Origin of the sequence: Sphingomonas sp. PP-CC-1A-547 (genome assembly GCF_003610375.1) — a bacterium.
Classification (GTDB): domain Bacteria; phylum Pseudomonadota; class Alphaproteobacteria; order Sphingomonadales; family Sphingomonadaceae; genus Sphingomonas.
The window spans coordinates 277,305-298,670 of record NZ_RAPZ01000013.1; the positions used below are offsets into that span (position 1 = coordinate 277,305).

Here is a 21,366-nt window from a genome sequence, read left to right on the forward strand (position 1 = left end):
ATCAGCATGACCGACTACAAGAAGACCGACGAGGCGATCGCCAAGCTCACCCCCGAGCAGTTCCACGTCACGCAGCAGAGCGGCACCGAGCGGCCTGGTACCGGCGAGTATCTCAACACGCGCGAGCCCGGTCTCTACGTCGACATCGTCTCGGGCGAGCCGCTGTTCGCGTCCGCGGACAAGTTCGATTCGCACTGCGGCTGGCCGAGCTTCACCAAGCCTATCACGCCCGAGCACGTCGCCGAACTCCACGATCGCAGCCACGGCATGGTCCGCACCGAGATCCGTTCGGCGGGTGCCGATAGCCATCTCGGCCACGTGTTCGAGGATGGCCCACAGGACAAGGGCGGCCTGCGCTACTGCATCAACTCGGCGTCGCTGCGGTTCGTCCCGCGCGTCGAGATGGAAGCCAACGGGTATGCCGCATACCTGCCGCAGGTCGACGCGGCAGGCTGACGCAGGCGCGTGATGGTGTGCCGCACGGGCACACCGTCACGGTTTTCTAATACTCGATTTCAGCGCCGGGTCGCGAGCTTCGCGCCCAGCGCCGTGATCAGCCCGAACACCGCATGGTTCACGCTATGCATGCCGATCGTCTTCGCATCGGCCTGCCACTCGGGTGGCTTCACGCCGAGCAACGGCCCCGTGATCCAGTGCATCGCCGCATAGAACGCCGCGCCGAACACCAGGCCCGAGCCGACGACCGACGCTTCCTCGTCGACGGTCGCGGCATAGACCGCACCCGCCGCCGCAGACAGCAACAGGTGACCGCCCTGCGTGACCGCCTGCTCGCGCGACGACGGCAAGGCACCAGCAGCCGGCGTATCGATGCCCAGCTTCTCCGCGGTCTTGCGTTCGAGCGTGACGATCTCGGACGGTTCGCCAGTCTTGCGCTCGCCCGCCATTAGCAGCGCAGTAATGCCCAGCCCGGCCACCAGGCCACCTGCGACCGCGCCGGCCATACGTCGTGAATCCATCGTCGTGCTCCTGAAGTTCTGCGACCCACAACGCGCGGATCGCAAATCGGCCCACCACGTCGCGCCGCCCGATCATCTTTGCGAATCATTGGCTTAGCCGCCGGAACAGCAGCCTCCCGAGACTGTTTTGGTACCAGGACCCTTCGCGTCGCCCGCTTCCACCACGAGCCCGACGCCCCGATCCGACGAGGACCATCATGCCGATCCAGACCACCGACGATCTCGCAATCACCTATGCCGATACCGGGCCGCGCGACGGCCAGCCGGTCCTGCTGATCCACGGCTGGCCCGACGATGCATCGACCTGGGACGAGGTCGTCCCCGCGCTCAACGCAGCCGGGTTGCGGACCATCGTGCCGACCTTGCGCGGCTTTGGCGAAACTCGGTTCGTCGGGGATGCACCGCGCACCGGCAACAGCGCGATTTTGGCGATGGACATGATCGCGCTGATGGACGGGCTTGGAATCGAGATATTCATGATCGCCGGCCACGACTGGGGCTCGAACACCGCGGAAGCGCTCGCAATCGGCTGGCCCGACCGCGTCGAACGGATGGCGATGCTCGCCACCCCGCCCCGCCTCGGGGGCATGCCGACGCCACCGTTCGAGCAGGCGCAACGTCAATGGTATCACTGGTTCATGGCCACCGCGCGCGGTGCGCAAGCCGTGCGCGACGACCATAAGGGCTTCGCGCACATCCACTGGGTCAACTGGTCGCGCTCCGGCTGGTTCGACGAGGCGACCTTCGCCCGCGTCGCACGCTCGTTCGAGAACCCCGACTGGGCGGACGTCACGCTGCACAGCTACCGAGCGCGCTGGAACGAGGCCGAACCCGATCCGCGCAGCCAGTGGCTCGAGGACAAGGTGAAGGCGACCAGGACGCTCTCGCTGCCGACGATGTATTTCCAGGGCGCGGTCGACGGCGTGAATCCGCCATCGTCGAGCACCGCGGTACCCGCCAAGTTCACCGGCCCGTTCGCGTTCGTGACGCTCAACGGCGTCGGCCATTTCATCCAGCGCGAAGCCCCCGACGCGGTCGCGCGCCATCTCATCCAGCTTTTCACCGGCAATCCCGCCGACCTGTCCGACACCACCGACCGGAGCCTCACAATGTCCAAGACCAAGCCCTTCCTCGCCGGCGTTGCCGCGATCGCCGTCGTCGCCGCCGCGGCGATCGGCGTCGCCAGCGCGCAGACCGCAGCGCAGACCAGCGGTCGCCCGCTCACCCAGGTCGCGCAGTTCGATCACCAGGCGACCGGCGTCGCCGTCACCGCCGACGGCCGCCGCTTCGTCAACTTCCCGCGCTGGACCGACGACGCCCCGATCTCGGTCGCCGAAGTGATGAAGGACGGCTCGCTCAAGGCCTATCCGGACGCCAAGTGGAACAGCTGGCGCAACGCAAAGTCCGCCGAGATGCCGGTCGGCGATTACTTCGTCTGCGTGCAGTCGATCGTTCCCGACGGCCACGGCAACCTCTGGGTGCTCGATCCCGGCGCGCCGGGTAACGAGAAGATCCTCGAAGGCGCACCCAAGCTGGTCAAGGTCGACCTCGCCACCAACCGCGTGACCAAGGTCATCAAGGTGCCGCTCGACGTCGCGCTTCAGGGCACCTACCTCAACGACATCCGCTTCTCGCCCGACGGCAAGACCGGCTACATCACCGATTCCGGGACGCGCGGCGCGATCATCGTCATCGATCTCGAAACCGGCAAGGGCTTCCGCGCGCTCGACGGCCACGGCTCGACGCAGATCGACAAGACCGTGAAGGTGATGACCGACGGCAAGCCGCTCGTCCGCCCCGACGGTCGCCAGCCCGCCTTCGCCGCGGACGGCATCGCGATCTCCAACGACGGCAAGACGCTGTATTACCAAGCGCTCACCGGCAAGACGCTCTACTCGATCGACACAGCCTTGCTGCGTGACGGCGTCAGCGAGGCGACGCGGGCCGCGGGCGTGAAGACGGTCGCGCAGACGCACGTCGCCGACGGCCTGTGGATGAGCAAGGCGGGCACGCTCTACCTGACGTCGCCGGTGAACAACGGCATCACCCGGCTGGTCGGCGATCATGTCGAGCCGGTGCTGACCGACGCCCGCCTGCGCTGGCCCGACACGTTCTCGGAAGGCGCGGACGGCCGCATCTACGTCACCGCCAGCCACATCCAGGACACCAACTGGTTCAAGCCTGGTGCGCCCGCGTCGCTCAAGACCGAGCTGTTCTCGTTCGCACCCGCAAAGTGAGGCCCGACATGACCTATCTCCGCTACAGCGACGATATCGAGACGATTCAGCCGGACGAACAGGAGTCGATCGACGGCATCATCCAGGGCATGTCGCAACAGACCGAAACCGTCGAGAAGCGCGAGGGCCATGCGGTCCGCGCGAGCCACGCGAAGAGTTCGGCGTGCGTGATCGGCGAACTGACGATCGCGCCCGGCCTGCCGCCCGAACTCGCACAAGGCGTGTTCGCGACGCCCGGCCCGCACCCCGTCGCAATCCGCTTCGCGCAGGGACCCGGCGAGACGCTTGGCGACCGCGTCTCGACGCACCGCGGCATGGCGATCAAGATCTTCGACGTACCCGGCGACAAGCTGTCGGGCCACGATGCCGACACGCAGGATTTCGTGTTCGCGACGGGCACGACCTTTCCGTCCGGCACCGCGCAGGGGTTTCTCAGCGACGCCAAGAAGATCGGTGCGGCCGTGCCCTTGCCGGAGGGCTTCAAGAGCGCGGTGTCGAGCCTCGCGCGCAACGTGAACAAGGCGCTGCATGCGGTCGGCACCGAGAGCCCCAAGGCGGACTTTTTCGGCCACCCGTTCAGCCATCCGCTTGCCGAACCGTATTTCAGCCAATGCCCGATCCGCTACGGCGATTACGTCGCCAAGCTCGGCGCCTTCCCCGCCTCGCCCGAACAGACCGCGCTGAAGGACTGGGAACTCGACCCGAAGCAGGACGAGGACGGTTTTCGTCATGCCGCCGTGCGCTATTTCGGCGAACATGACGCGGTCTTCGAACTGCGCGTACAGCTCTGGGCGAACGCCGAGACTCAGCCGATCGAGGATACGTCGGTCGACTGGCCCGAGGAGGAGAGCCGCTACCTGACGGTCGGGACGATCCGCATCCCCCGGCAGGAAGCCTATAGCGCCGCCCGCGTCCGCTATTTCGACGATGTGATGACGTTCCGCCCCGCGCACGCACTCGCGGCGCATCGCCCGCTCGGTTCGGTGATGCGCGCCCGCTTGCAGGTCTATCAGGCGCTGTCGAAGCTGCGGCACGGCGAGAACGGCATCAAGGCCGAAAATACCGCCACGATCGACCAGATACCGGCCTGAGACGAGGGTCCCTTCGGGGAACCCACTTGCGCTCCGGGCAAATAAAAACCCCGCTAGTCCATGGGACTAGCGGGGTTTTCAATGGTGGGCGTGGCAAGGATTGAACTTGCGACCCCTGCGATGTCAATGCGGTGACAATAGTTGATTTTCAGCTTGTTTTCGAAGGGCTTAGCAATCTCACTAGGAGTGCTTGCCCAGTATTTGCCCAAATGCGTCATTGGATCGGTTCCTTCAACCTAGATTCTCACCCTCTCAAGAGCAGGTCAATGTCTTTCAGATTGGCGATACCCCCGAACGATCTCACGACCGCCTGATGCAATCGCAATCAACTGACGAAATCATGATCACGGCAAACCGAGATCCTAAACGCATCGCTTACCCGTTGTGGTCAACAGATCGTCCCTGCAACGATCCGGCAGCGTCCGCCGGCGGCAATAGGAGGCTTATATGAACATGCACGTTTCGATGGGTATCGTAGTGGATCGCGAGAAGCACGCGGTGTGGGACGGGGCTCTTGCCGAGTATCAGGCCGCCAAGGACGCACTCTCGCAACACAACTCAACGATCTATGGTCCCCTGTATAAGGAACTGGAACGCATTTCTCCGCGTCCGAGTCTCCGCTTCCAAATCGAAGCGCTAAACGGTCAGGTCGCTCGCTATCACGTCGACCCACGAGATCTGAACGCTTGGGATGATCACTGGTCGCCGGTTTACAGGCGAAAGGCGGCCGAAGGCCGAGATGCGTGGCTGACATATCGAAGCAACTGCGAACGGCTCGGCACAGACGCTGCTGGTGAGGAAAGCGACCGCTTGTGCGACGCCCAATGTGCGATCGAGGGTACGCTGATCCAGATGCCCGCCCCAGACCAAGCAGCGCTCCTGTGGAAGTTGGAACGGCTTTTCGGTCCGGAACCGGGCGATGCTGACGACTATGCACCGGGATGGTGTGCCGAATGGATGAACGTCGTCATGGACGACGCCCGTCGGCTTCTCGGTCAAAACGTAAGCCCTTTTTTGGCGTGGTCGACGGACGAAAAAATCGCGGCTTGACGCTTCTCAAGGACTGATGTCCCAAGCGTGCGTCCGATCTAGAGAGCGGCCGTATATGGGCAATTAAATTGCTTAAGCCGCGTTTATAGTCCATATCTGGACGATGTTCGAGACTCCCACCGAAATGGCCATGGCGCTAGGTCAGCGGATCAAGCGCCGTCGCCTTAGCATTGGATTGACCCAAGCCAACGCCGCAAGCCGGGCCGGCGTATCGTATCGAACCTGGCGCAGATTAGAAACTGAAGGAAAGGCCTCGATCGACGATCTCATTCGGGCGGCGGTAGCACTGCGGTGCGAGCAAGACCTGAGCACCCTCTTTCCCGAACCCGCGGCGACCTCGATGGATGCGCTGCTTCATCAGCAACAAGCGGCACGTGCGGTGGCCCCCAAGCCACGGCTGCGTGCGCCATCGGCAAGGGCGACACGATGAAACTGGCGCCGGGGACGCCGCTGCAAGTCGGCCTGGCGCTAGACGAGACAGAGCTCGCCACGCCGGTCGGTCGCTTGGCAATGTCGGACGGGCTGGCTCAACTCGAATGGTCGGCCGACACGATCGAAAATCGGTGGCGGATCGATCCGCTCCTCTATCCCCCCGAGCCTGGCCTGCAAGCGGCGCGAGGGCGTGCATTCGACGGGCTGCCCGGTTTCCTCGCCGACAGTCTCCCCGACGCTTGGGGACGGCTGCTGATGAAGCGGCGGCTTGAGAAGCTCGGCATCAGGATGGAGACGTTGACCGCGATCGATAGGCTCGCGCTGGTCGGCACGAGCGGCCGCGGTGCGCTCGTCTATGAGCCGACCACTACACCCGCCGATGACGTCGATGCCATCGACCTCGACGCTCTGGCCGAGCAGTCGTACGCGTTACTGCTGGGCGACGAGGGATCGCTGCTCGATACGCTCGCCCTACTGGGCGGCGCCTCCGGTGGCGCACGGCCAAAGATCCATATCGGCTTGCCCGTCGACGACGCAGCCAGTGCGGAGTGGATCGTCAAGTTCCGGGCGATCCACGATCCCGTGGATATCGGCCCCGTCGAGGAAGCCTATGCCCGAATGGCACGTGCTGCCGGCATTGCCATGGCGGAATCGCGCATCATTCCGTCCAAGGACGGTTACGGCTGGTTCGCGTCCCGTCGGTTCGATCGCCCCTTCCCCGGACGCCGGCTGCACATGGTATCGTTGGCGGGCGCCATCGAAGCGCCCCCGGATATGCCGACCATCGACTATGATGGCTTTCTGCGCGCAACCATGGCGATCACGCGACACGCAGACGATCTGTCGGAGGCATTCAGACGGATGGTGTTCAACGTCCTCGCATACAATCGTGACGACCATAGCCGGCAACACAGCTATTTGATGGGGCCGGATAGCGATTGGCGTCTCGCACCCGCCTATGACCTGACCTTTTCCGCTGGTCCCGGCGGTGAGCATTACATGGCCATCGAAGGCGAGGGTCGCGCGCCGACGCGGGCGCACGTCAGTGCGCTCGGACGGCGACACGGTCTGTCAGCGCGGTCGATCGCAGAGATCATCGACATGGTCCGTGCGGCCATCGCGGAGTGGCCAAGAATCGCGAAAGAGGTCGGCGTGCACGCGTCCCGTACTGAGATTGACGGGCGGCTCGCGCACATCGCCGCGGCGTTTGATTAAGGCGGGCAACGACCGACGTCCGGCACATGGCGCTTGGGAACCACTGCCGACCGACCTACAATAGTATCATGGACATGCCTGCGTCTCCTGACCCGATGAGAGTCTCTTGCCGCCGCCCGCGATTGGACGCGGAGGCTATCGATGCGATCGGAACGGTACTTGCTTTCGTGGGGCGGATGCTACGCAGTGCGGTTGGCGGGTCCGCTTCTCTTATTGCGGTCGCCACGGCGCTCGTCGTCAGCACAATCCTTGCGCGACTTCCCCGAAGTTTGCGCCCCTGGATGCCGACAATACGAGCGCCGTCGTTCCATCACCGCTGGCTGGTTGCTCCGCCTGCACAGTGGGCAGCACCCTAATCGATCTGCATCGTCGCTGCTCGACTTGAGCGGCGCCACCGCGATCGTCGGCGACGCCGGGATCGTTACGACAATGCCGGCGCGTGCTGCACATCCTGTACGAGGTGTACTGCCTGAACGACGTACACATTCTGCACGAACCTTACGCGCGCTGGCCTACGATGCGAGTGATCTATGAAGAAGAAGGACGATTGGGTGACCCAAGAACAGGTCGCCGAGGAATGCGAGAAGCTGCTCGCCGAGGGTAAGCCGATCCACGCGATCAACGCCAACATGGTCATCGACCGGCTGGGCACGAAAGGACGCCGGACGGTGTACAAATATGTCGAGCTGTGGCGCACCAGCAAACAAGGCGAGGCAGCGTTGCCGCCGTTTGTGCTGGACGAAGACAAGGCGAAAAACCTTGTGACGGTCTTCACAGGGATGCTGGGCGAGATCGTTCGGGACGATCGTCAGGCCGCTGCAGAACTCGTCGCGACCGCCGACCGACGCGCGGCGGCGGCGGAGTCCGACAAGCTCAGCTTGCTGGTGAGCCTGGAAGCAACCGAACAGGAGCGCGAGGACGCGATCGAGAAACTGCGCGTGGCGACCATCGTGATCGAACAGCTTCGTACCGGGGTGGCGACCCAGCAGGAACTAGCCGTCACCTTCCGCGCCGAACGGGACGAACTGTTGAGGCGATACATGCAACCCTCGCCTGCCCCTCAACCGGATATGATCGACGACTCTTCCCGTCTTCTTTAGGACAAAGGCCCGGGCCGTGTTGCGGCCCGGGCGATCAATTGGTCTTGTGTTGCCAAGGCCAGTCCGACACGCGTGACGCCACATCGGTCAACCAAATATTCATGGGCATGGGATTTCGCTTCAGTCGATCCGCTTGCGTAGCCTCAAGCTGGATTCATCGCACTGTGCATTGATGACGGGTAGTGGGTCAGTTTGAAAACAGGGGTGCAAACCAACCGCCGCCCGTGTGATAAGGCGGCATGGACGGTTGGATTATTGCAATAGCAGGACGGATGGCAAACGACGGCTCGTCGTTCATCGCAATCTTTGTCGTTGGCAGTGACGATCAAGACGCTGCCGAGAAAGCAGTTAGAGACGAGGTGACCGGCACCATCGATATCCTCGAATGCCGCCTGATGCCGCCCGGCGCTGCACTGGCGTTCAACGTACAGCCGGGAGAAGTAAGACAGCTCACCGCATGACGAAGCCCCCAAAGCGCCCGCGCGATCCCAACCAGCTTGCTAAGCTGATTACCGATATAGCGACGGGCGACGCGAGCGACCTCGAACAGACCACATTTGAGAGGCGCGCCAGCACAGCGGGGACCAAGGGCGGCCCAGCCCGTGCGAAAGCTCTTACGCCAGCCCAGCGCTCTGAGATTGCCAGCGTGGCAGCATCGGCGCGTTGGAAGAGAGGTTAGGCTGCTTCCTCGCCCTTATCCCGCTCTGCCTGTTCCGCAGCGCGATGCTCGGCAACGTCATCATCGAACGCCAGATAGAAGTTGAGCTGAGGGTCGTCCGGAAAGTTCTTGTTCATCCGCTCGACGTCACAGACCGCCCGATAAACGTCATGAGCGATAGCTTCACGGCGCTGTCTAGCTGATTTCTGGCGCTTCGTGGGCGTGCCGCCGGTGTCGATATCGAAGTAGTGCTTCGTGCTTACCCCGTTATCGAAGAGTGTGACGCACTGCTTCGCGCGGTAGGTGAAACCGCCCGCCTCGTCGTAGCGCTTCTCTTGCCGAAGCGCCTGCGTCACCTGCCTACGAAAGACTTGGCGGACGTCCTGCGGACGCAGGTTGAGTTTGCCGTTAGCCATCGCCCAATCGATAAAATCATTGGGGTCGCCGGAATCTTGACCAGTTTGCGCCGACCACTCTTCCCAATGCCGGATTACCTGTTCGTTGTAGTCGGCCATCGGTACCTCCTAGAGGCCGGTCGGGGCGAAATGGCCCCAACCGTCCTTGAAACTCCAATCCATCAGATGCTCGCGCACCCCAATCTGATATTCTCGTAGCCAGCCCCACTTTTTGGTCCGGTTCTGAATTTGGCCAACCACGATTGCCGGATGAACCTCTGCACGCGCGGCAAATTTCAGCACGTCATCACGGGAGATGAACGGGCTCTTCCTCGCGATGAATGAGTCAAGCAGAACGCGCGGGATGCAAAACTCACCGGCAGCCTCGTTAGCCAGCCTCTCGCATTCAATGATCGTATCTGTTCCGGTATCGCTATCGACCGGCGCAAACGTCTCTTCCTTGCCGTCCCCGTTAAGAATGTGCTCAATCTCGTGCCTGAGTACGAAACAGAAGTTGTCCAAACGGTCCAAGCGAAGCGTCATGCCAATCACAGGCTGACCGCCAAGCCACACGCAAACGCCGTCGATCTTCGATCCCGGCAGTGCTTCCACGAGGACGAAACGCACCCCGCACTTGTGCAGGATACCGGGAATATGGGTTAGGTCGTCCTTGATCAGCATGTGCTCGCGGATCGAACTCAGGCTGTCCCGAAGCCGCTTTTCAGAATACAGTGGGCACTCGATCTGCTCGGCGATTTTCCGAACGCGGTTCAACCATACATACTGACTCTCAGTGGTTCCGGCGTAGTCGTCGCTCTTCCTCGCAGCATGGGCGAGAAGCGGGGCATCGCTCACGAATGGGATATCTTCAATCCTATTCTTGCCAAAAAATCGCATCATTTGAAGGTCGAGCAGAGCGGGCTCGGCATCCTCGATCCATCCGCGCTTGATCATTTCCCGCACGGGAAATTTGGAAACCCAAGAGGCGCGCGTCCGCACGCCGGGGTCTGCCTTCCTGGCCTTCTGCAAATCATACATCTTCTGCAAGTTCATGAAGAACTCCGCAGGCATATCGAACGCATCGCCCAACGCAATTGCGGTGTCAGGGGTAATCGACGTCGCCCCCTTAATCAGCTTGTTCAGCTGACTAACGTCCATGCCGAGAATGTAGGCGAGGTCAGCCTGCGCCCAGCCACGGACATCCAGCTCTTCCTCAATGAATGTGCCGGGATGATCCGCCGGCAATGGTGCGGCCTTTGCCATCAATGGTAATCCTCAATCTTCAATATAGTGATCGTCTGCGGTTCCGTTTCTTCATCCATCTCGAAAACCATTCGATACTGATCGTTCAACCGAATTGACCGCTGACCCTCACGATCCCCTCTCAATTTCTCGTAATGCAGGCTCTTCCAATTCCGCAGTGAACGGTCGTCGATCGCAGCGCGAAGGACGGTCAGCTTGCGCCGGGCCGATTTGATCACCGCGACCGGGAGGCGGGTTGATCCCGCTTCATCCGTCTCGATGAGGCTCAGCCCTGGCTCTGCGAACTCGATCCTCATTGAGGCCTAGTACCACACCGGGAATGTGACACGCAACGATAAGTTGATTACTAATGCCAAACTGACCCTTATGCTTGACTGGAGAGTCGAAGAGTTAGACACAGGGGGCGTGAACAGGCTCTCGAATGATGATCGCGCGAAAACCCTTCATTTTCTCTGCGAGGGAATGAGCATTCGCGCCATCACGCGGCTGACCGGCGCGAGCAAGAATACTGTCGCGAAGCTGCTGATAGACGCTGGGAAAGCATGCGCCGCCTATCACGACGCCAACGTGCGCAACGTCAAAGCAGCCCGCGTGCAGGTCGATGAAATCTGGTCGTTCACCTACGCCAAACAGAAAAGCGTCGCTACCGAGAAGGAAGCGCCGGAAGGCGTTGGGGATACGTGGACGTGGACCGCGCACGATCCCGATAGCAAGTTGATCGTCTCGTATCTCGTTGGCGGTCGCGATGCAGAATATGCGATGAGGTTCATGGACGACTTGGCGTCGCGCCTCGCCAGCCGAGTCCAACTGACGAGCGACGGTCACCGCGCCTATCTGGAAGCCATAGAGGGCGATTTTGGGGCCGATGTGGACTATGCGCGGCTTGTGGAGCTGTATGGCAACACGATCGGCGCACCGGGCCGCTACAGCCCCGCCGAATGCACAGGCAGCAAGAAAATCGATCGCGAAGGCAACCCGGATATCGCGCACGTCTCGACAAGCTATGTTGAACGCCAGACCCTGACCATCCGCTTGCACATGCGCCGCTTCACCCGCGTGACCAACGCCTTCACAAAGAAGGTCGAGAACCACGCGCACGCCGTCGCGCTCCACATGATGTATTACAATTTTGTCCGCATTCATAAGACGAAGCGCATCACCCCAGCGATGGCCGCTGGCGTGGCTGATCGGCTTTGGCAGATTGCGGATATCACGAAGCTGATTGAGGATGCCGAAGCTGCCCCGGCAAAGCGCGGGCCTTACGAGAACGCCTCATGATGGCATCCTTCAAAATTGAGACGCTCAGCCACCCTACCAACGGACTCGTGGCGGCAAATATCTATTACCCGACCGACCCTTCAACGTTGCTCGTCGGGACCGACTACATCTACCGATCGCACGAGGAGGCAGAGGGGGAGACGTGATCGCCATTATTAAAAAGGCATTTCCAGATCATCCCGTCGCGCGAAAGTTCGACTGATTTCAAACTGACACACTACCTGATGACGCAGGAGCTGGCTTTGAAGATCATGCATCTGGTTGGCAGACCAAAGATTTCCTTAACGGCCTTATGCTCCCGTTAAAGGAGGTGCAAAGCGATGTCGGCAGCAGGATACCCGCGATTTTTAGTTTTCCGTGTACTGACCGCTGCTCTCCATACAGGATGTCCTGGTAGCGATGAGTCGGACGCCAGCGCGATCCTCTGGAAATTAGGGTATCGGCGCAATCGTGCCCAAACTTGGGGTGGAAGCGGCGTGGATCGATACGCGGTCGCTTGACGCAACGGTTACCCATCATGCTGACGGTCCCCGCAGCGTCCAGCATAGCCAGGTCGATCTTGTGACGGCGCGCCCATCGCTTGCCGATGGCCGAAATTAGCTGGGTAGTCGGTCCGGTTTAGAGCGTTTAATTCATTAGATTTCCCCCTGCTTGCTTGGGCTCGAGTCCCAAGCCGAGCAAGACGAAGCCGTACCTATGGTCTGGTGTTTTCCGGCGGGGATATTGCTGGCTCGACTTGCAGCCACAGCCGCTGCGCGTGTCGTTTTAGGGCACGCCGAACTGTGGCGAGGTCGTCCAAAGATATGGCGAGATGATCGGCCAGCGCCTGACCGCGCAAGCCAAGGCCGATCCCGTCGATCAGCTTCGCCTGCGTCGCGGACGCGGCTGCCAAACGGTCGAGCACGTCCGCGCAGATCCGACGGACACGCTCGGTCTCGATGATATCGTCGGCAGATTGGACAGTGTAGCCGCCGATCGCCATCTGCTCGGCCAGCACTTCGACCGGGATCGATACCGGATCTTCCGCCCGCCGCTCACGAGATCGGCGGGCAGTCGATGCGATGCTGCGCATGATGCCGGCGAGAAACTGCTCGCCGGTAATACCTTCCCGGCAGGACCGCGACGTCAGCGCCCTTGTAACGGCGTCATGCAGCAGATCGCGTCCTTCGCCCGCGTAGTCGCCGGCAAGGTGATCAGCAGTCCGTCCAATCGTGGCGTGTGGTTTCAGGTCGAGTCGACCGATGACCGTCTCCACCTCGGCGCGTGACAACGGTCGGAAGCCATCCTGCGGCACGAAAGGTTTGGACATGCCGGTCCTACCTTATCATGCGCCGAAGGAACAATTTGCAGACAGGCTGTCCGAATTTTTCCGCACCGGCGCATGAATGTGTAGGGGCAGTTTTGTCATGCCGGCAGGATTAGCCGCTACCGGTAAAGCAACACTGAACGTGACCGTTCGTCAGGCGGCATCCTGATCCAACCACGGTGCCAGTGCGATCGCGTCGTTCGCCGCTTTCCCGATCTGCGCCGCGAACCGCGCATCACGCCGTGCCTGTAGCGCGGCTACATACCCGCGACCCGGCATCAGTTGGATGATCCGGCGCAAGATACGGTCTTCGACCACGTTCACCTCCGCCCGACCGTCGAGCATTTGCCGCCAGCGAGCGAGCAGCAGTACTTCGGACACGCAGTCGCCTTCGCAGACCTCCTTGACCAAATGCCATTGTCCAGCCTCGATCAACTTCGCCACCGCCGCAGGCTTTGCCGTCCATTTGCCAGGCAGATCCAGCGCGGCCAACATCTCGGTCTGATGGACGGGTTTCATGGCAAAGCCGCCCGTAAAAATCCGCAACAAGTCGACGTGACGGGCCGCGCTCTTGCCGCCGAACGCCAACCAACCCCACCCACGCGGCAGGGTGAGCCCGTGGCGGGCGCAGCCGGCGATGAGTAACGGGACGTCGTGCATGCTTCCGCCCCAAGAGCACAATTCCGTATCGGCAGGTGTATCCGCCAATTCCTTCAGGATACCGGCGAGCACGCCCCGTTCATCACACTCGGGTGCCGAATATGTAACGAACCGGCTGACGTCGATACCGCCGTCGGCATGCTCGCGCGCGATCAGGATCGAGGCGGTCGTGATCGTCTGGAACGGCCACCGCGGAGTCTTCAGCGGGTCTTCGCTGCGGGTGTAGCCCGGCCGGCTGGGGCGGTCGCTGTCATCCGGCACCCACCGCTCCATTGCCTGATAGCGGCGGTGGGCGGTGCGATCTAGGACGGCCGACTCGAGATCGAGGACGACATAGGTGCGCGGGCCGCGAGGCGGGGCGGGAAGTTCGAGCTTCATGATTATCTCCAGCTTGCAAGGGTGGCGCCGGACGCGGGCGCGCCGGCGCATAAAGTCAGCCGAAGCGAACGACCGTTTCGGCCGGCACAGCGTCCGGCTCGATCCAGTCCTGACCAGTCGGCAGGAAGCGGTTGCTCGCCAGCAGCGTGTCGCCCATCCTCGCCGCCCTGGCCTTGATGCGCTTCATCGCCAGCTGACGGCCTGTGCCGATGTCCCGCGGCTTACCAGCCACGCGGACGAGGCTTCCGCGCCGATCAACGACGAAGTGTTCGCCCGCACGGATGCTGACGAGGGTGAGCGGGGCGGTGTCGTTCACGGCATGGGGCACCAGCTTGTCGATAACATCAACCGTCAAAACCTCGCGGTATGCCAGGCTGAAGCTGGTCGGCTTCGTCGCCTTTGTGCTGGCCCAGCCCGAATAGATGACGTCCTTGCCCAGCAACTGCGCGACACGGGCGAGTTCCATGCCGACCTGAAAGCTCATCTCCTCGCCGGACGAAAACGCTAGGCAATCGTTTGCGAGTTTGAACCTCGGCCAACCCATTTCGACCCGCAGGGCAAGCATCAGGTTCTGGTGGCGAAGCATTATTTCCATCGTTTCATTCCTTTGGTGACGGCCTGTGGCCGGAGCATTTTTCCCGTCTTCTACGGTGCTCGATCCCGACTTCCAGTTGGCCCGCTCATTCAGTTGAGCGTGCGAGGCACGTGTCGCCCGGACACCGCCACGAGCGTCTCGATCGCTCGGCGCAACCGGCGAAGGGAACGCGTGTTGCGGAATAGACGAAGCAGCGCCGTCTGCGCCGCTGCCTCGACGCGCGGCAGCGCCGATGGTGGCAGGCCGAAGTCGCGGGCGATGTCTCGCCACAGGCTGGCGACGATCATTTCGGCGTGAGCCGGCCCGGGGCCGAGCACTTCCACCACCTCGACCCGCGACAGCAACGCCTCCGGCAGACGATCGATGCGATTGGCGGTGAGGATCCAGTTGACGTGCGAGAGGTCAATCTCGGCTGCTAGACAGCCATCGAAATACCGGCTGGACGTCGACCGATCCAGCAACCCGAGCAACGTGGCGACAGGATCGCCCAAATCGCCTGATGCCGCCTTCTCGACCTCGTCAACGACGATCACCGGGTTGGCGATGCCCGTGCGCAACATCGCCATCGCGGCGAAGTTGGGCTGCGGGTGGCGAAAGCCGCGTGGACTGCCGGCGAGTTCGGCATTGCTGCTTGCACCTGCGAGCGACAGGATCGCGCTGCTACAGCCGGAAAGCTCACCAATCCGGCGCGCCAGATGCGTCTTGCCCGCACCAGCGGGGCCGACCAGCAACAACGGACGGAACGACAGCCAAGGCAGTCCCGCCCGTAGCTGCAATGTCGCCTGATCGGCGAGACGACCGATTACGGCATCCATCCACGGCGCTTCTGCCCGCAAAGTTGCGGCAATGTGCGACTCGTTGCCGCGGGTCCTCGCCAGCATGGGCGCGCCTGCCAGCGGCAAAGGCGTCGTCAGCGGTGAGTACACGTCGCCGATCGAAGCGATACACTTGTTCGCCTCATTGCCGTAGGTCGGAATCGACACACAGGGGCGGACGTGCGGCTTTCCGTCGACCACCATCACAGCCGCACCTCTGCGTCCGGCGTGGCGATCCATGCGTCGGTTGCGGCGATCAGTGCCGCGGCATCGGCCCGGCTTTTTATCCACAGCCGCCATGTGTTAATCGCGCGCGACGCAAGATGTGTGCGGATGGCACCGTGGCAACCTGTCCTGTGCGCCTCGTGCAGTTGGTCTTCCATCATCGGCCGAAGCGGCAAACCCACCGCGTGTGACACACTGTCGAACGAGGTTGCCTGCCCTCCGCCGTAGCTGTCCGCCACATCGATCATCTCGCCGCCAAGCGTCAGATCGAGCTCACGCAACAAGCTGGCTGCGGTAACCGTATCGCGCGCTGTCTCACACGCAGATATCAGTGAGGGAATCACAATATCTTCCGCGCGCCACAGCAACAACCGGGTTGGCGGGACATGCAGTCGTTCGGCCAGCCACCTTATAGTTTCTGCCGGATTGTCGGTGACGGTGGTGCTGTGTGCCGCCAGATCGAACGCAAGGGTGCCGAAGCTATAGCGCGCGGTGAGCGTGGCGGCGCCGACTAGCAGCGTGCGTGCTGGAGCCTTGCCGTGCGCGCGCTGGTGGATCCAGGCGGTGAAGAGAGCAACGGTGTCAGTGGTCATGGACGGTCCTTGAAATGAAAGCGGCCCGGTCATCACGAGATGACCGGGCCGGCAGAGGCGGTGGTGACGACGGTAGTGGTCAGGCGGTGGCGAAGGCGCGCTCGTCCTCCTCTCTCCGCAGCCTTGCGGTGACGCGCTCCAGTGCGGCGGCGATGTCCGCATGCAACGCACGCGGGCGGCACCACCGCATCAGCGCGCAGTCGAGGAAGGCAGACAGGTGCGCTAGATCCGGCGTTGCCGCGATATGCCGGGCCAGCGCCGCCATCGGCCGGGTGACCAGCGCCTCATCTCCGGCACGCGACGCGTTCCAGGCGAACCATAAGACGAGCGTGGCTACGGCATCCTCCATCACATATTTGCGAATACGCTCGGTCTCTCCAGCATCCCACAAAACCGCAACATCAGCCCCGCCCACATCGGTTTTCACCGGTATACCAATCTGATCGCAGATGGTGGCAAGCCCCACCTTACGGCCGTAGCTGCTGTATAAATCAGCCAGATCGGCATGTTCTCCGCCATAGCGGTGTGCGGCGGCATGGTCGGCAAGCGCCTTTAAGTTCCATAACCGCGCACGTTGCGCCGATAGACGCAGCACCAGCGCGTCGAACTGGCTGCCGTTGAACGACGTTACGGTGTCGGCTTTCGCCATACGGGTATCAGCTGCATGGATCAGATCGGACTCGTTTGTACCGTGGGCGACGACCAGCGCTTCGATATCGAAGCTCCAGCCGCCGCCACGATGGCGAGCCTCGGCAAATCCGATCGCGACCGGTTGGTGTGTCGGCCAAGGTGGAAACGAACCGTCCGCCACTTGGGGGGCGATGGTCTCAATGTCGTAGGCCAGAATCGTCGCTGGCATCTGGATGCCGTCCGAGTGGCGCGATGATGATGCGCGCATGGTTCACCTCTTCATAGAAAGCGGGTCATGGCCCGCGGGACAACCAAAGCGCTGCAAGGCATGGGCGCAAAACACGCACCTTTTTCCCCTCACTCACTCTGATCACCACGCTGCTCGCAATCAGCGCTCCCGAACATCTCCAGGCGGTCATTCGCGATTGCAATCGACTGATCGACCAGTCGCGGCCGATTGCTATTGTCCTGCGAGAAAGGATCAGGAACAACGCGGGGAAGGATTGCCCACCGTTATCGGAACGTACTTTTGAAGCTGCTAAGGAATCGCGGAAACGACCGCGTCATCGACCATTTGCGGGCGGCGGGTAACACGGCGACGATCCGTGCTGCGGCGTCCAATCTCTCGGTGTTTGGCGTAGCCGCGCTTGTCGATGGTCATCGTCGCGCCCCTGAAGGCAAGCTGCTACTGCCCCCCGCCGCGCTGCTTGCCGATGGCGTCGCGGGCGGTACCGCGGACCGTGCCGAGCGTAACCGATTGGCCTTGCGGGGAGCCGCGTCCCGAACGTCGGCCTGGCTGGAACGGGTCGATATACGTGTTGCATCAGGTCGGCTGCCCCAATCCACGTTGATCCTCGACGCCATTGATGGACGTCGAATCGCTATGGTTGGCGCCTGCGCGCTAACCACCGAAGGCCTTGGCCTGACGCCGGCCGACCGGCTGGGGATCGTTCAGGTAGCGGAAGGCGATGACGAGGCCGTCATGCTGACCGACTGGTTCGAGGAACAGTGGCAGGGATTACCGATCGATCCGATGGGACGCGCCGAGATCGTCAATGTGTTCGCCCCCGCCGCCGCCCGCCGGCCGGCCGCCGATGTGTATCTTCGTGTCCTCGACGCAGTCTTCGCCGATATGGGCGAAGGTGCCGACGAAGAATCGATCGTCAAGTCGGCTACGGGCATCCGCAACACCGTGATCTGGTCGAAGCTGTACCGTTTCCAGCGCGATGGCGCGGTCGGCGCGATCGACAAGCTACAGCGGTACGGCGGCTGCATCATCGCTGACAGCGTCGGCCTGGGGAAGACGTTCGAGGCGCTTGCCGTCATCAAATATCATGAATTGCGCAACGATCGCGTCCTCGTGCTCGCCCCCAAGCGGCTGCGCGAAAACTGGACGATCTGGAAGCAGAACGATCGTCGCAACATGCTGGCGGCGGATCGCTTCAACTACGACGTGCTCAACCACACCGACCTGTCGCGCGAGAGCGGGCTGTCCGGCGACATCGACCTCAGTCATATTAACTGGGGAAATTACGACCTCATCGTCATCGACGAGTCGCATAATTTTCGGAACAAGACGACGCACCGTGACCGCGAGACGCGGTACGACAAGCTGATGCGTCAGGTGATCCAGGCCGGCGTGCGCACCAAGGTGCTGATGCTGTCGGCGACCCCGGTCAACAATCGCCTCGCCGACCTGAAGAACCAGATCGCGTTCGCGACCGAAGGCAACGACGCCGCGCTCGCCGATCAGAACATCCCGTCGATCGAGGGCACGATCCGCTTCGCACAGGGCGCGTTCAATCGCTGGCTGGCGATGCCAGAGGAACGACGGACGTCGGAACGGCTGCTTGACATGCTCGGCTTCGATTATTTTCGTCTGCTCGACCTGCTGACGATCGCCCGGAGCCGCAAGCATATCGAGCGCTATTATGGCACCGCGGAGACGGGCCGCTTTCCCGAACGCCGCGCGCCGATCAACATCAAGGCCGACGTCGACACGACCGGCGCGTTCCCGCCGATCGGCGATATCAACGCGGACATCCGCCGTCTGACGCTCGCCGCGTACGCCCCACTGCGCTATGTGCTGCGATCGAAGCAGGAGGCGTACGACCGCGCCTACAACCAGCAGGTCCGCGGCGGGCAGTCCGTGTTCCGCCAGCTCGACCGCGAGGAAAGCCTGGTCCACCTGCTGCGCGTCAACCTGCTGAAGCGGATGGAAAGCTCGGTCCACAGCTTCGCGCTGACGCTGGAACGGCAGCTGGCGACGGTCGACACACTGATCGGCCGCATCGACGCGCATGACGGCGCGATCGAGGAAGTATCGATCGACGATATCGAGGTTGATGATCCGCTATTCGAGACGCTGGCCGTCGGCAAATCCGTCCGCGTCCTGCTCGCCGACGCGGACCGGGTGCGCTGGCGACAGGATCTGACCGAGGACCGCCTGCTATTGGAGGCATTGCTGGCAGCGGCGCGGACGATCACGCCCGAACGCGATGCCAAGCTGGCGGCGTTGCGGCGGTTCATTGCCGACAAGCAGGCCAACCCGTTCAACGCGGGCAACTGCAAAGTAATCGTCTTCACGGCGTTCGCCGATACCGCCGGCTATCTGTATCGCGCACTCGCGTCCGACATCGACGGCACCGTCGCACTGGTGACGGGAACGGGCGCGAACAAGACGACCGCGAAGGGCGTCCGCACCGACCTGGCCTCGATCCTGACCGCCTTCTCGCCGCGTTCGAAAGGACGCGCCGATGGCGAGAATGATGACGCGGGCGAGCCCGAGATCGACCTGCTGATCGCCACCGACGTTATCAGCGAGGGGCAGAACCTGCAGGATTGCGACTGCCTCATCAACTATGACATCCACTGGAACCCGGTGCGGATCGTCCAGCGCTTCGGCCGGATCGACCGGCTGGGATCGCGCAATGCGGAGATCCAGCTCGTCAATTTCTGGCCGAACGTCGACCTCGACACCTATATCAACCTCGAACGTCGCGTATCCGGGCGGATGGTGCTGCTCGACGTGTCGGCGACCGGCGAGGAGAACATCATCGAGGCGCAGGCTGGCGACACGATGAACGACCTCGACTATCGCCGCCGCCAGCTGGAGACGTTGCAGACGACGGTGATCGACCTTGAGGATCTGTCGTCCGGCGTGTCGATCGCCGATCTGACGCTGAATGACCTGCGGATCGACTTGGCTGGGCTGAACGTCGACGAGCGTGGAGCCCTCGTCCGGATGCCGCTAACCGCGTACGCCGTCGTGACCGCCACGCCGGACATTCCCGCCGGCGCCATCTTCTGCCTGCGCGCGGAGACGCCCGCCGCGCTGGCCGCGATCGCCATCGCCGATCCGCTGCGCCCCCACGTGCTGGTGCATGTGAGCGAGGACGGCGCGATGCTGCTGCCGCCGGGACAGGCCAAGCGTGTGCTTGACCGGCTGAAATGGCTCGGCGACCGCGGGCGCGCGATCGACACCGACGCGTGGGACCAGTTCGATGCGGCTACGCGGGGCGGCCTCGCGATGGAGGAATGGCGCGACCTCCTCGCCAGCGCGCTCGCCGCCGTCACCGGCAAGGCAGAGGAGCGTGCGGTCGCCAGCCTGTTCTCGCCCGGCGGTACGCTGGGCGGCGCTGACTTTGCGGGCATCGACGATTGGGAAGTGGTCGCCTGGGTTGCGGTGCTGCCCTCCGCATGATGCTGGGCCGCCTGTTCGACGCGCTCGCCCTGCCCGCCTCCGCGCAAATGGAGCGGCGCGTGCCCAAGGCGCTGCTGGCCGAGCATGGCGCATCCAGCGCAGGCGACCGCAAGCTGGTCGACGCGGGGATCGAGCGGCTGCGCTGGCGGGCCACGCTGAAGCCCGCAACGATCGGCGTCCCGGCAATGACCGACGAGACCCGCGATTATGCGGAGATCGCGGTGCTGACGCTGGAGACGCGCGCCGGGGCCAATGCAATGCGGCTCGCTCGCATCGCACATAGTGCCATCCCCTATCCGCTAATCCTGATTACCGGGACGGCCGATGCTGCCACGATCAGCGTCGCGCCGAAGCGACGGCACGAACGGCATGCAGATCGCTTCGTGATCGAGCGGCTGGTGCTGTCACCCGACCTCGAGGAGCCGGGCGACGAACCCGCCGCCGCGTTCATGGCGAGCCTTGCGGTTGCCGACTTGCCCGCCGCCAGCCTATGGTCGCTGTACGAGGGGATAATCGACCGTATCGAAGCCTGTGCCGCCGCCCGGATCACGGGTGAGTTTCGCTTGCCCGCCAACGCGCATGAGGCTGAGACCCGCCGCAGGGCGCTGGGCGCGCATGACGGACAAGTTCGCGAGGTGGCGCGGCTACGCAAGGCCGCCGCTGCCGAAAAGCGGCTGTCGACGCGGGTCGCATTATCCCACACCATCACCGGGGCCGAAGCAGAACTTCGCCGCCTCACTCACTTGCTGGCCTGAGCCGGCGCGG

The 21,366-nt window shown here is 62.8% G+C and carries 23 protein-coding genes; 12 read left to right on the plus strand and 11 right to left on the minus strand.

The window, feature by feature from the left end; genetic code table 11:
• Window positions 1-6 precede the first annotated feature (6 nt).
• Entirely contained in the window at window positions 7-456 is a 450-nt protein-coding gene (msrB, locus tag C8J39_RS14735; protein ID WP_120301127.1) for a peptide-methionine (R)-S-oxide reductase MsrB, read from the plus strand.
• 59 nt (window positions 457-515) lie between these two features.
• Here msrB and C8J39_RS14740 read toward each other — a convergent pair whose 3' ends face one another.
• Window positions 516-977, minus strand: a complete 462-nt coding sequence (locus C8J39_RS14740) for a hypothetical protein (RefSeq protein WP_132833618.1) — start codon at window positions 975-977, stop codon at window positions 516-518.
• A gap of 197 nt (window positions 978-1,174) precedes the next feature.
• Here C8J39_RS14740 and C8J39_RS14745 point away from each other — a divergent pair, with 197 nt between their 5' ends.
• The 7 genes from C8J39_RS14745 to C8J39_RS14775 all read left to right on the plus strand — a co-directional run bounded on the left by C8J39_RS14745 (window position 1,175) and on the right by C8J39_RS14775 (window position 8,563).
• Entirely contained in the window at window positions 1,175-3,214 is a 2,040-nt protein-coding gene (locus tag C8J39_RS14745; RefSeq protein WP_120301129.1) for an L-dopachrome tautomerase-related protein, read from the plus strand.
• 8 nt (window positions 3,215-3,222) lie between these two features.
• On the plus strand, window positions 3,223-4,305 hold the full coding sequence (locus C8J39_RS14750) for a catalase family protein (RefSeq protein ID WP_120301130.1): 1,083 nt from the start codon (window positions 3,223-3,225) through the stop codon (window positions 4,303-4,305).
• A 447-nt stretch (window positions 4,306-4,752) separates the two neighbouring features.
• The gene (locus C8J39_RS14755; protein ID WP_120301131.1) at window positions 4,753-5,355 is read left to right on the plus strand and encodes a hypothetical protein; all 603 of its coding nucleotides are present in this window, start codon (window positions 4,753-4,755) and stop codon (window positions 5,353-5,355) included.
• Window positions 5,356-5,458: 103 nt separating this feature from the next.
• Window positions 5,459-5,785, plus strand: coding sequence for a helix-turn-helix transcriptional regulator (locus tag C8J39_RS14760; protein WP_120301132.1), 327 nt, complete (start codon window positions 5,459-5,461; stop codon window positions 5,783-5,785).
• A complete protein-coding gene (locus tag C8J39_RS14765; RefSeq protein ID WP_120301133.1) occupies window positions 5,782-7,002 on the plus strand; it encodes a type II toxin-antitoxin system HipA family toxin in 1,221 nt (406 codons plus the stop codon). The genes C8J39_RS14760 and C8J39_RS14765 overlap by 4 nt, the downstream gene beginning before the upstream one ends.
• A 530-nt stretch (window positions 7,003-7,532) precedes the next feature.
• Window positions 7,533-8,102 carry a hypothetical protein gene (locus C8J39_RS14770; RefSeq protein WP_120301134.1) on the plus strand — a complete coding sequence of 190 codons (570 nt, stop codon included), beginning with the start codon at window positions 7,533-7,535 and terminating at the stop codon, window positions 8,100-8,102.
• Window positions 8,103-8,341: 239 nt separating this feature from the next.
• Complete coding sequence (locus tag C8J39_RS14775; protein ID WP_183038009.1) at window positions 8,342-8,563, plus strand: hypothetical protein; 222 nt, start codon at window positions 8,342-8,344, stop codon at window positions 8,561-8,563.
• 214 nt (window positions 8,564-8,777) lie between these two features.
• Here the strand turns inward: C8J39_RS14775 and C8J39_RS14785 are convergent, their stop codons facing one another.
• The 3 genes from C8J39_RS14785 to C8J39_RS14795 are packed head-to-tail and all read right to left on the minus strand — an operon-like array spanning window position 8,778 to window position 10,714.
• Window positions 8,778-9,275 carry a hypothetical protein gene (locus C8J39_RS14785; RefSeq protein WP_120301137.1) on the minus strand — a complete coding sequence of 166 codons (498 nt, stop codon included), beginning with the start codon at window positions 9,273-9,275 and terminating at the stop codon, window positions 8,778-8,780.
• 9 nt (window positions 9,276-9,284) lie between these two features.
• The gene (locus C8J39_RS14790) at window positions 9,285-10,418 is read right to left on the minus strand and encodes a HigA family addiction module antitoxin (RefSeq protein WP_120301138.1); all 1,134 of its coding nucleotides are present in this window, start codon (window positions 10,416-10,418) and stop codon (window positions 9,285-9,287) included.
• On the minus strand, window positions 10,418-10,714 hold the full coding sequence (locus C8J39_RS14795; RefSeq protein WP_120301139.1) for a type II toxin-antitoxin system RelE/ParE family toxin: 297 nt from the start codon (window positions 10,712-10,714) through the stop codon (window positions 10,418-10,420). Before C8J39_RS14795 ends, C8J39_RS14790 begins: the two co-directional genes overlap by 1 nt.
• A 109-nt stretch (window positions 10,715-10,823) precedes the next feature.
• On the opposite strand from C8J39_RS14795, the gene C8J39_RS14800 reads away from it, so the two are divergent.
• Window positions 10,824-11,696: an IS1 family transposase gene (locus tag C8J39_RS14800; RefSeq protein ID WP_243650166.1), complete on the plus strand. Its 873-nt coding sequence runs from the start codon at window positions 10,824-10,826 to the stop codon at window positions 11,694-11,696.
• Window positions 11,696-11,842: a hypothetical protein gene (locus tag C8J39_RS18845; RefSeq protein WP_165895248.1), complete on the plus strand. Its 147-nt coding sequence runs from the start codon at window positions 11,696-11,698 to the stop codon at window positions 11,840-11,842. The genes C8J39_RS14800 and C8J39_RS18845 overlap by 1 nt, the downstream gene beginning before the upstream one ends.
• A 548-nt stretch (window positions 11,843-12,390) precedes the next feature.
• On the opposite strand, the gene C8J39_RS18545 is transcribed toward C8J39_RS18845, so the two are convergent.
• From C8J39_RS18545 to C8J39_RS19120, 7 genes are all read right to left on the minus strand, one after another.
• Window positions 12,391-13,005, minus strand: coding sequence for a hypothetical protein (locus C8J39_RS18545; RefSeq protein WP_132833619.1), 615 nt, complete (start codon window positions 13,003-13,005; stop codon window positions 12,391-12,393).
• A 150-nt stretch (window positions 13,006-13,155) separates the two neighbouring features.
• Complete coding sequence (locus tag C8J39_RS14810; RefSeq protein WP_120301244.1) at window positions 13,156-14,040, minus strand: hypothetical protein; 885 nt, start codon at window positions 14,038-14,040, stop codon at window positions 13,156-13,158.
• Between the two features lie 55 nt (window positions 14,041-14,095).
• Complete coding sequence (locus C8J39_RS14815) at window positions 14,096-14,626, minus strand: hypothetical protein (protein ID WP_243650136.1); 531 nt, start codon at window positions 14,624-14,626, stop codon at window positions 14,096-14,098.
• A gap of 98 nt (window positions 14,627-14,724) precedes the next feature.
• Window positions 14,725-15,654, minus strand: a complete 930-nt coding sequence (locus C8J39_RS14820) for an AAA family ATPase (RefSeq protein ID WP_165895249.1) — start codon at window positions 15,652-15,654, stop codon at window positions 14,725-14,727.
• On the minus strand, window positions 15,654-16,268 hold the full coding sequence (locus C8J39_RS14825) for a hypothetical protein (RefSeq protein ID WP_120301144.1): 615 nt from the start codon (window positions 16,266-16,268) through the stop codon (window positions 15,654-15,656). The genes C8J39_RS14820 and C8J39_RS14825 overlap by 1 nt, the downstream gene beginning before the upstream one ends.
• A gap of 79 nt (window positions 16,269-16,347) precedes the next feature.
• Window positions 16,348-17,166, minus strand: coding sequence for a ribonuclease H-like domain-containing protein (locus tag C8J39_RS14830; protein WP_120301145.1), 819 nt, complete (start codon window positions 17,164-17,166; stop codon window positions 16,348-16,350).
• A 270-nt stretch (window positions 17,167-17,436) separates the two neighbouring features.
• A complete protein-coding gene (locus tag C8J39_RS19120; protein WP_259457560.1) occupies window positions 17,437-17,559 on the minus strand; it encodes a hypothetical protein in 123 nt (40 codons plus the stop codon).
• A 222-nt stretch (window positions 17,560-17,781) separates the two neighbouring features.
• Between C8J39_RS19120 and C8J39_RS14835 the strand changes: the two genes are divergently transcribed.
• Together C8J39_RS14835 and C8J39_RS14840 are read left to right on the plus strand one after the other, a co-directional pair.
• Window positions 17,782-20,601, plus strand: a complete 2,820-nt coding sequence (locus C8J39_RS14835; RefSeq protein WP_243650137.1) for a helicase-related protein — start codon at window positions 17,782-17,784, stop codon at window positions 20,599-20,601.
• The gene (locus C8J39_RS14840; protein ID WP_120301147.1) at window positions 20,598-21,356 is read left to right on the plus strand and encodes a DUF4391 domain-containing protein; all 759 of its coding nucleotides are present in this window, start codon (window positions 20,598-20,600) and stop codon (window positions 21,354-21,356) included. Before C8J39_RS14835 ends, C8J39_RS14840 begins: the two co-directional genes overlap by 4 nt.
• The last annotated feature ends 10 nt before the right edge of the window (window positions 21,357-21,366 follow it).

Excerpts from the sequence above, each read along its gene's own strand:
- msrB (WP_120301127.1), top strand. The coding sequence starts at position 7 with ATGACCGACTACAAGAAGACCGACGAGGCGATCGCCAAGCTCACCCCC.
- C8J39_RS14740 (WP_132833618.1), bottom strand. The coding sequence starts at position 977 with ATGGATTCACGACGTATGGCCGGCGCGGTCGCAGGTGGCCTGGTGGCC.
- C8J39_RS14745 (WP_120301129.1), top strand. The coding sequence starts at position 1,175 with ATGCCGATCCAGACCACCGACGATCTCGCAATCACCTATGCCGATACC.
- C8J39_RS14750 (WP_120301130.1), top strand. The coding sequence starts at position 3,223 with ATGACCTATCTCCGCTACAGCGACGATATCGAGACGATTCAGCCGGAC.
- C8J39_RS14755 (WP_120301131.1), top strand. The coding sequence starts at position 4,753 with ATGAACATGCACGTTTCGATGGGTATCGTAGTGGATCGCGAGAAGCAC.
- C8J39_RS14760 (WP_120301132.1), top strand. The coding sequence starts at position 5,459 with ATGTTCGAGACTCCCACCGAAATGGCCATGGCGCTAGGTCAGCGGATC.
- C8J39_RS14765 (WP_120301133.1), top strand. The coding sequence starts at position 5,782 with ATGAAACTGGCGCCGGGGACGCCGCTGCAAGTCGGCCTGGCGCTAGAC.
- C8J39_RS14770 (WP_120301134.1), top strand. The coding sequence starts at position 7,533 with ATGAAGAAGAAGGACGATTGGGTGACCCAAGAACAGGTCGCCGAGGAA.
- C8J39_RS14775 (WP_183038009.1), top strand. The coding sequence starts at position 8,342 with ATGGACGGTTGGATTATTGCAATAGCAGGACGGATGGCAAACGACGGC.
- C8J39_RS14785 (WP_120301137.1), bottom strand. The coding sequence starts at position 9,275 with ATGGCCGACTACAACGAACAGGTAATCCGGCATTGGGAAGAGTGGTCG.
- C8J39_RS14790 (WP_120301138.1), bottom strand. The coding sequence starts at position 10,418 with ATGGCAAAGGCCGCACCATTGCCGGCGGATCATCCCGGCACATTCATT.
- C8J39_RS14795 (WP_120301139.1), bottom strand. The coding sequence starts at position 10,714 with ATGAGGATCGAGTTCGCAGAGCCAGGGCTGAGCCTCATCGAGACGGAT.
- C8J39_RS18845 (WP_165895248.1), top strand. The coding sequence starts at position 11,696 with ATGGCATCCTTCAAAATTGAGACGCTCAGCCACCCTACCAACGGACTC.
- C8J39_RS18545 (WP_132833619.1), bottom strand. The coding sequence starts at position 13,005 with ATGTCCAAACCTTTCGTGCCGCAGGATGGCTTCCGACCGTTGTCACGC.
- C8J39_RS14810 (WP_120301244.1), bottom strand. The coding sequence starts at position 14,040 with ATGAAGCTCGAACTTCCCGCCCCGCCTCGCGGCCCGCGCACCTATGTC.
- C8J39_RS14815 (WP_243650136.1), bottom strand. The coding sequence starts at position 14,626 with ATGCTTCGCCACCAGAACCTGATGCTTGCCCTGCGGGTCGAAATGGGT.
- C8J39_RS14820 (WP_165895249.1), bottom strand. The coding sequence starts at position 15,654 with ATGGTGGTCGACGGAAAGCCGCACGTCCGCCCCTGTGTGTCGATTCCG.
- C8J39_RS14825 (WP_120301144.1), bottom strand. The coding sequence starts at position 16,268 with ATGACCACTGACACCGTTGCTCTCTTCACCGCCTGGATCCACCAGCGC.
- C8J39_RS14830 (WP_120301145.1), bottom strand. The coding sequence starts at position 17,166 with ATGCGCGCATCATCATCGCGCCACTCGGACGGCATCCAGATGCCAGCG.
- C8J39_RS19120 (WP_259457560.1), bottom strand. The coding sequence starts at position 17,559 with ATGACCATCGACAAGCGCGGCTACGCCAAACACCGAGAGATTGGACGC.
- C8J39_RS14835 (WP_243650137.1), top strand. The coding sequence starts at position 17,782 with ATGGTTGGCGCCTGCGCGCTAACCACCGAAGGCCTTGGCCTGACGCCG.
- C8J39_RS14840 (WP_120301147.1), top strand. The coding sequence starts at position 20,598 with ATGATGCTGGGCCGCCTGTTCGACGCGCTCGCCCTGCCCGCCTCCGCG.